At 66.1% G+C, this 7,481-nt stretch carries 5 protein-coding genes; 2 read left to right on the forward strand and 3 right to left on the reverse strand.

Annotated elements, in window-relative coordinates:
• From ONA70_RS33180 to ONA70_RS33190, 3 genes are all read right to left on the reverse strand, one after another.
• The coding region (locus ONA70_RS33180) for a restriction endonuclease subunit S (RefSeq protein ID WP_265010432.1) at positions 1 to 1,126 on the reverse strand (1,126 nt) is incomplete at its 3' end.
• Complete coding sequence (locus tag ONA70_RS33185) at positions 1,098 to 2,693, reverse strand: class I SAM-dependent DNA methyltransferase (protein WP_265010433.1); 1,596 nt, start codon at positions 2,691 to 2,693, stop codon at positions 1,098 to 1,100. The genes ONA70_RS33180 and ONA70_RS33185, both read right to left, overlap by 29 nt.
• Positions 2,694 to 2,726: 33 nt before the next feature.
• Positions 2,727 to 4,619, reverse strand: a complete 1,893-nt coding sequence (locus tag ONA70_RS33190; RefSeq protein ID WP_265010434.1) for a hypothetical protein — start codon at positions 4,617 to 4,619, stop codon at positions 2,727 to 2,729.
• Positions 4,620 to 4,842: 223 nt separating this feature from the next.
• Between ONA70_RS33190 and ONA70_RS33195 the strand changes: the two genes are divergently transcribed.
• Together ONA70_RS33195 and ONA70_RS33200 are read left to right on the forward strand one after the other, a co-directional pair.
• Positions 4,843 to 5,955 (forward strand): pPIWI_RE_Y domain-containing protein, encoded by a 1,113-nt coding sequence (locus ONA70_RS33195; RefSeq protein ID WP_265010435.1) that lies wholly within the window; start codon positions 4,843 to 4,845, stop codon positions 5,953 to 5,955.
• The coding region (locus ONA70_RS33200; RefSeq protein WP_454557366.1) for a pPIWI_RE_Z domain-containing protein at positions 5,952 to 7,481 on the forward strand (1,530 nt) is incomplete at its 3' end. The genes ONA70_RS33195 and ONA70_RS33200, both read left to right, overlap by 4 nt.

The following is a 7,481-nucleotide window of genomic DNA, read 5'->3' on the forward strand; positions in this document are numbered from 1 at the left end:
TCCGACCCGACATCAGCAGCGGTAGCAACTCATTGCGAACGCGCTCCAGTATGTCGTTCTCCCGGAACAACGCGTGCAGGCTATCGATCATTGAATGCTGAAACAATCCCTCCGCACGCTGGATTGACAACCCAGGAAGAGGGATGCTTAGTGATCGAATATCTTGAAGATTTACATACGGCGCCATGTCGCTCTTGTGCATAACCACGGCGAGCTGGTCAGCAAGGTCGCGTGAATTGAACCACGCCGCCAGATATCCGGAATCGAGGCCACTCTCATCGAGGAGGCGGAAGTAGCAAATCTGCGGGCTGTAGACCACCTCCTCCATGTACGCTGGCACAATTGCGACTCTACCGACAGACCCTTTCGTTGTCAGTACGATGTCACCGCTAGCGGAGGTCTTGGCGCCGATGCGCGCTCGATACTCGTCCGCTACAAAGTCCGGCCCATCCGGGAAAATGCGACCTCCCCGCACGTCACCTGCCCGAAGAATCCGAGCTCCGGTAGCCCCGTGCTCCGACCGCTTGGTACGATATCCGTCGCCAAACTCAATCGCCCGGCAATCGGCTAACTCACCAAGAGCAACCCTCCGGCCAGGGTGCGCGGCCAAGACCCTGGAAAACCGAGCATTTGCCAAATCACGGGCAATCGTTATGGCACGACCATTCGCATGGATCTTGTCATCCAGCGCCCCTAGAACCTCCACAATCGCCCGCTGCGTTGGTAGGTCTGGTATGCGCACCTCCACGTTCGCAATGTAATTGCGATTTAGCATGGGCTGGACGCTTCCCGAGTCGAACCCAGTCAGGTCCAGGGTTTCAAACAGGTGATACAGGAACCGTGGGTGATGACCTTTGAAATCCGCTACGTAGAGCGTGGTATTAAGCGGCCAGTAGTCCGTGCCGCTCCATGTCGGCTTGCCAAGGTTCGTGGCACGCCCTACGACGAATCCGGGCCCCTTGATTGGCCCTTCGTCATGCCAACCCGCGGTCAAGCCGGCCGACAGGACGGGGTAGGGACCGGGCCGGCGGAGTCGGCTTGGAAGATCGAAACCACGCCGGAGCTCCAGCACGTCAACAAGCTTTTTGGATTGCCAGTCAGACATGGAGCCGCTCCAACTGCTCACGGACGACCTTCTCAAGGCGGGCCGACTCTTCGAAGGCCTCCAGGAGTTCCTTCGACAGCTGCGCAATCTTCTCGTCGAGCGGCTCGCCATCGTCGTCGACTTTGGCCGCACCGACGTACCGGCCCGGCGTCAGCGCATAGTCGGCCTCCTTGATCTCGGCGAGAGTGACCGACTTACAGAAGCCGGGGATGTCCTGGTAGACGAGCTTCTTTCGGGCCGCTGAATCTGTTCCCCGCCAGGCGTGGTAGGCATCGACGATCTTGGTAATATCCTCATCCGCCAACGCCCGCTCGGCGCGGTCGACCATGTAGCCAAGGTCGCGAGCGTCAATGAACAACACCTCGCCGCGGCGGTCCACCCCGCCGTTCTTGCCGACCTTCTTGTCCTTGGAAAAGAACCAAAGGCAGACCGGAATGCCTGTGCTGCGAAACAGTTGGGTCGGCAGTGCCACCATGCACGAGACCAAGTCAGCCTCGACGATCCGGGCACGAATTTGGCCCTCGCCATTCGAGTTCGACGACATGGACCCGTTCGCCATCACCACGCCAGCGCTGCCATCCGGCTTGAGCTTGGAGATGATGTGCTGGATCCAGGCGTAGTTGGCGTTGTTGGCCGGTGGCACCCCGTAGACCCAACGGGGGTCGTCCTCCAAGCGCGTCCAGTGCTTGATATTGAACGGCGGGTTGGCCATCACGTAGTCCATCTGGATGTCCGCGTGCTGGTCGCGGGCGAAGGTGTCGCCCCACCGCGCGCCAAGGCCGGAGTTGTCGATGCCGTGGATGGCGAGGTTCATCTTCGCCATCCGCCAGGTCTCCTCGATACTTTCCTGCCCGTAGATGGCGACGTCCTTCGGGTCGCCATCGTGCTCGTAGATGAACTTCTCCGTCTGGACGAACATGCCGCCCGAGCCGCAGCACGGGTCGTAGACGCGCCCCCGAGACGGCTCCAGTACCTCGACAATTACTTTGACCACGCTGGGTGGGGTGAAGAACTCGCCGCCACGCTTCCCCTCGGCCCGGGCGAAGTTGCCGAGGAAGTACTCGTAAACCTCGCCCATGAGGTCCCGCGCGCGGTGCTCACCCTGCCGGCTGAACTTGGCGCTGTTGAACAGGTCGATAAGCTCACCGAGGCGGCGCTGGTCTATGTTGTCCTTGTTGTACAGGCGAGGCAGGGTGCCGCCCAAAGCGGGGTTGGCGGCCATGACCGCGCTCATCGCCTCGTCGATGAGCTGACCAATCGTCTTCTCCGGCTCATCGCCCACCGCCGACTTGCCCTTGGCGTTCTCCGCCAGGTATGACCAGCGTGCAGCGGCTGAGACAACGAACACGCCATATCCCTGGTACTCCTCCGGGTCGTCGATAAGCTCCTCGATCTGGCTGTCGTCCATGCCCTCGGCAGTCAACTCGGCACGGATCTGCTCACGGCGCTCCTCATAAGCGTCCGAGACGTACTTGAGGAAGACCAGGCCGAGGATGACGTCTTTGTATTGGCTGGCAGACAGCGACCCGCGGAGCCGGTCGGCAGCCTTCCACAGAGTGTCCTTCAACTCCTTCATGGTCGACGGCACCGACGGTTCCTGCCTCTTGCGCGGTGGCATTCTCTACTGTCCTTCCTCGGTGTTGCTGCTGCGGGAAACAACGCTGACCGCGCCCGCGGCCACGCCATCGATCAGAGCGGTGATCAGATCATGCAGGGCGTCCTGCCGCTGGCGGAGGGCCGCACCGTAGGCGCTAGCCTCGACCAGCGCGCTCTCCAGCGCCGCTCCCGACGCGCGGTCGAGAACTGGGATGCTCCACGTCCGCCACTCGCTGGTCGCGGGCTGGTGGTTGATGATGGCGGCAAGGGTGTGCGGGCCGACCCCTGCGGTCGGGCGTAGCCGTAGGAGCCGCGATGGGGACGCCACCAGTGAGTTGCCGTCTTCGTCGACCCGTGCGCGTGGCCGAGAGCCTTCGATAAACACCACATCACCTGGTTCCGTGCGGTGGGCTCGCGGGTAGAGTCGGGCGGCGTCGAACGGATCCAGAGCGACACCGTCGGCTGATCCGTCAGCGCTGAGAACCAGGATCGAGCCGTCCGGCACCGCGTGCTGGGGATCGATCCGGCATCCACGCCGCATCAGCAGGACGCCAGCCTCATGCAGCTCGCCCAGGGACCGTTGCCGCAAGAGGACCATGCCTGGAGCGGCGGTTAGCAGAACGTCCAGCGGTGCCAATGGCTCGGCGACGACCAGCGCCGCCGATTGGGCTCGACTGAGGTGGTTGTCGGACGACGTGCTCAAGCGGGCTGCCCGCACGCCTGCCGGCACGATCGGCGAACCGGTCAGGATGACGGGCAGGTCGGTGGCTCGGAGGTAGCGTAACGCGCGGCTGGTGTCGCCGGATAGCGCGGCCGAGACATCGGCGGCGAGGTCCTCCATGGATAGGTCCGCTGACGGATATGCGCTCAGGTCTCCGACCATCGGTCGGTTCGCTGTGGGGCCGCCCGCGCAGACCCACGAGCCGAGCGCTTGACGGTGCGCCCGCCGCCACATCCCGCGCGGCAGACGGACCGCAGCAACCAGGTGACCCAGCCGCAACATCTTAGCGCGAAACCGTTCCGCATCTCCGCGCAGCCGCTCACACAGGGTTACGGCTGGCCCGATCACCACTGCCACTTCGTTCGGACCGAGGTCGAGCAGCAGATCGTCGACCCGTTCCAGGGCCGCCTCACCCTCCAGGTTGAGCACGGCCAGCACGCGAAGCAGTGGTCCATCGGCCCGGTTCACGACGTCAAGCTCGTTGAGGAACGCACGGCGACGCAATGCCCGTTCGGCCGCCCCATTACCGCTGATCAGCAGGCGGTTTCCGGAGGCGATCGCCAGGGCAAGGCTCGACGGACCGTCGGCAAAGGCGACGGGGACGCCGTCCGGATCGAGGTGCAGGATCCCTGCCCGCACGATGGCACCGACGAGCGCCATCGCCTCTACTGTTAAGTCCCGCCGGCCGAGCTCTCGGCCCGCGGGCCCGTCGTCGAGTCGGGCGAGCGCCTCGGGCAAGCCACGGGACGCCTCGACCAGATCGTCAACGAACCGCAACGTCTCGTCGGTGGCCGCCAGCTGTCGTACCTCGGTCAGGAGGAACTCGTCCCGGGGGTCGCTGAGCTGGGCCAGCCTCTCCCGCTCGGCAGAAGTCAGGTCCGCGAGGTCGCTGTCGCCGTGGGCGTGGAGGCAGAGCAGGGTCACGAGATCTTCCAATGACGCGTCCACCGGGACGCTCAGCGCCGGCGCGTCCAGGCGGTGCTCCGGGTTGTTGCCTCGGCCGGTGCGCGTCAGCCAGTCGACGATCTCGTCTCGTGCGAACCGCTCCACGGCGCCAGCTGGTGTGACCGGGTCGGGGAAGGGAATGTGGCGGCCGCGGACCTGGGGTCGACGCCGCCACATGCTGACCACGGAACGCTGTACGCCGGCGAGCTGAGCGACATCACGCAGGCTCAGGGTTGGCCCCGGCTCAGTCATTCACACCTCCTCTACCGTGAGTCCCCGAACCGTAACGGCACCGCGATTCCTTGCAGTATCCACCACGCCGATAAGTCGGCTTATCAGCGTTGGTGCTGGCGATGAGTTGGTCCGTCGGCGATCCTCGATGCTGCGTTCCGTGGCCGAAGGGTTGCGCATCCGAGACGAGTCGGATTGGCGCAGATGCCTTGGCCTACGTCGTCCTGTGACAGAAGGTGCATGCATGATCGATTCGCCCGCCGCCCCGGCGTGGCTGCCTGACCAGCAGATCGCGGTTGCGCAGCTCGCCAGCGGGATCCTCGAGTACGCACAGCAGACCGTATCGGGTGACGCGTTCCGGCTGCCGTACCCGGCGAACCTGCAGCTCGCGCTGGACCGGCTGACCCTGCTCGCCTGGCATCAGGACGCGCCCGCGCCGGCCAGCGTGGTGGAGTTACTCCAGCTTGCGCAGGAGCCGTTCGGCGACTGGAAGATCGACCTCACCGGCACCGACGTCGACCCAGACGAGTCGCTGCTCATCTATGGCCGCCCGACGGCGGCCTGCGAGGAACTCGGCAACCTCCGTGGGGATGTCGAAGGCGAGATCCGTGAGAACGCGCTGTTGCGGGCGGTGATGGACAAGACCCGGGCCCACAACGCGCCGCAGTCCTACGTCGCGTTCCGTGAGCTCCTGATCCGGCAGCCGGCGATCGCGGCGATGGAGCTCGACGCGCGGCTGGCCGATCCTGACCTGGCACTGCTGTCGGATGAGGTGCGGCAGGCGTACGTGGAGGCGCCGCCGGAGGCGATGGCGGACGGCGTGATCCGGACCTGTGGCGGGTGCGGCGGTCTTCGGCTGCCACTGGACGACGACCGGACCTGGATCTGCGAGGACCAATCCTGCCCGGCACCCGGAACAGCCGGGGCGGACCACCCGGCCAGCGAGGGCGTGTGGTGGTTGCGGCGTGAGCTACGCACCTTCATCACCGCACCGGGTCGTGCAGAGCTGCGCATCGCCGACGCGATCGGGAAGCTCGGCGTGTCGGTGGCGTTGTGGCCGGACTTCGACGCGTGCGACATCGCGGTCTTCGCGGAACGACCTTGGGTCGCCGACATCAAGGCCTGGCGCAACCCGGTACGGCTGGCCCGACGGCTGCGGGAGCGGCTGTTCACCGTGTCGCCGGAGGCGGAGAGGGCCTACGTCGTCATCGGCCAAGAGCAGGTCAAGGCACATCCGCGATACGTGGCACGGCTGCGGAAGGCGTGCCCCCAGGTGCGGCCGGGCCAGCGAATCGTGGCGGTCTCCGAGACGGAGTTCATCGGTGCCGTGAAGCGGCGGGTGGAGGCCGAGGCATGAGGCAGATCAACACCATCCGCAACCGCTTCACCCGCGCACTCCGCGGCCACTACACCCCGACCGGCGACCAGCCTTCACCCTCCCGGCTGATGGACACCGAACTGTGCCTGTATCTGCTGGAAACAGTCGCCGCCGACCAAGCCGCCAGCGGAGTACCCGCGTTGCTCGACGGCTACCGGGCGCTGTGGGACGCGGTGCCGCGCCCACCAGCCGACGCGGCGGTCCGGCTCGCCAACGCGCGAGCCCTGCTGTGGCGCAGCCAACGCCCCTACGGGTGGGACGAGTTGCTGCGGGCTTACCGGTCAGCTCCTGAAGCAGTGCGGGGTTACCATCTGGACCCGCTCGGCCGACCGGTACGCCGGCAGTGCAGCGTGGCGGCGAACCGGTGGGACTGGTACGAGCAGCTACTCACCGAGCCGCTGCCCTTCGCCACCACCGGCGTACGGTTCGCCGCACCTGGGCGATACCGCATGAGCTCCACGGCGCGTGGTCATGGCGTGACCGTGCCGGACAACCTTCCACCCGCGCCGGCGCCGGCTCTGCATGACCTGGCCGTCCGGGCCCGGGCACCGATCGAGGTCACGTGGCAGGAGTTGGTGGCGACCGCCCAAGGTATGGACGCCACCGACCTGGAGGCCGGGCGTTCCTCTCACCGATGGGAGGAGCGCCTGCTGGACGTCACGCTGCAGGTCCGGCTGGCCGACGATACCTTCGGCGACACCACGACCCTTCGCATCGACCGGATCCTGCACATGGTCGGCATGGTCAGCGTCGGCAAGAGCACCCTCGTGACGATTTTGGCGACCTGGGCAGCGCAACATGGCCTCCGGGCGACGATCGTGGTCGGCGACAACTCGGCAGCACTACGCATGGCGCACGAGCTGTCCTGGTACGACGGCGTGGTGGCGGCACCGGTCATGGGGCAGAACCGAACCCGGCATGCGGAGCGGCTCCATCGGCTCCAACCGCCGGCGCCTGGCCGGCTTCTGCCCTCCGATCCGTACGGGTTCGACCTGGTCAGCACGGCCTGCCCACTCGATGCCGTCCGGGGCGCCCCCATCCCCCTAGAGGTACGCGAGGCGCCCTGCCAGCACCTGATCGAGACGGATCCGGACGCCCCGGTGGATGGCTGGCGGGACGGAGCCCGGCGCACCTGTCCCCTGTGGTATCGCTGCCAGCGGCATGAGGCCGCACGTCGACTGGTCACGGCGAACGTGTGGATCGCGACGCCGTGGAGTCTTGTGCACACCCCCGTGCCTGGACCGTTGAGCCACGAGCAGATGCGGTACCTGGAGGCGGCGTGGCGGCGCAGTGACCTGATCGTGGTCGACGAGGCCGACCAGGTGCAGGCCAACCTCGATGAGATGTTCGCCAGTGCCCAGGTGCTGCTTGGGCCGAGCCAGGAAGCGTGGATCGACGAGATCGGGGCGCGGGTGGCGGAGAAGCTTCGCGCAACGGGCCGCGCGCCGGTCAGTTCGCGGCAGATCCGCCGGTTCATCACGGCACTGAACCAGGCCCGTTCCGCA

The organism is Micromonospora yasonensis (assembly GCF_026013475.1).
Taxonomy (GTDB): Bacteria; Actinomycetota; Actinomycetes; order Mycobacteriales; family Micromonosporaceae; genus Micromonospora; species Micromonospora yasonensis.

Coding starts and splice junctions, on each gene's coding strand:
- ONA70_RS33195 (WP_265010435.1), top strand. CDS start 4,843: ATGATCGATTCGCCCGCCGCCCCGGCGTGGCTGCCTGACCAGCAGATC.
- ONA70_RS33190 (WP_265010434.1), bottom strand. CDS start 4,619: ATGACTGAGCCGGGGCCAACCCTGAGCCTGCGTGATGTCGCTCAGCTC.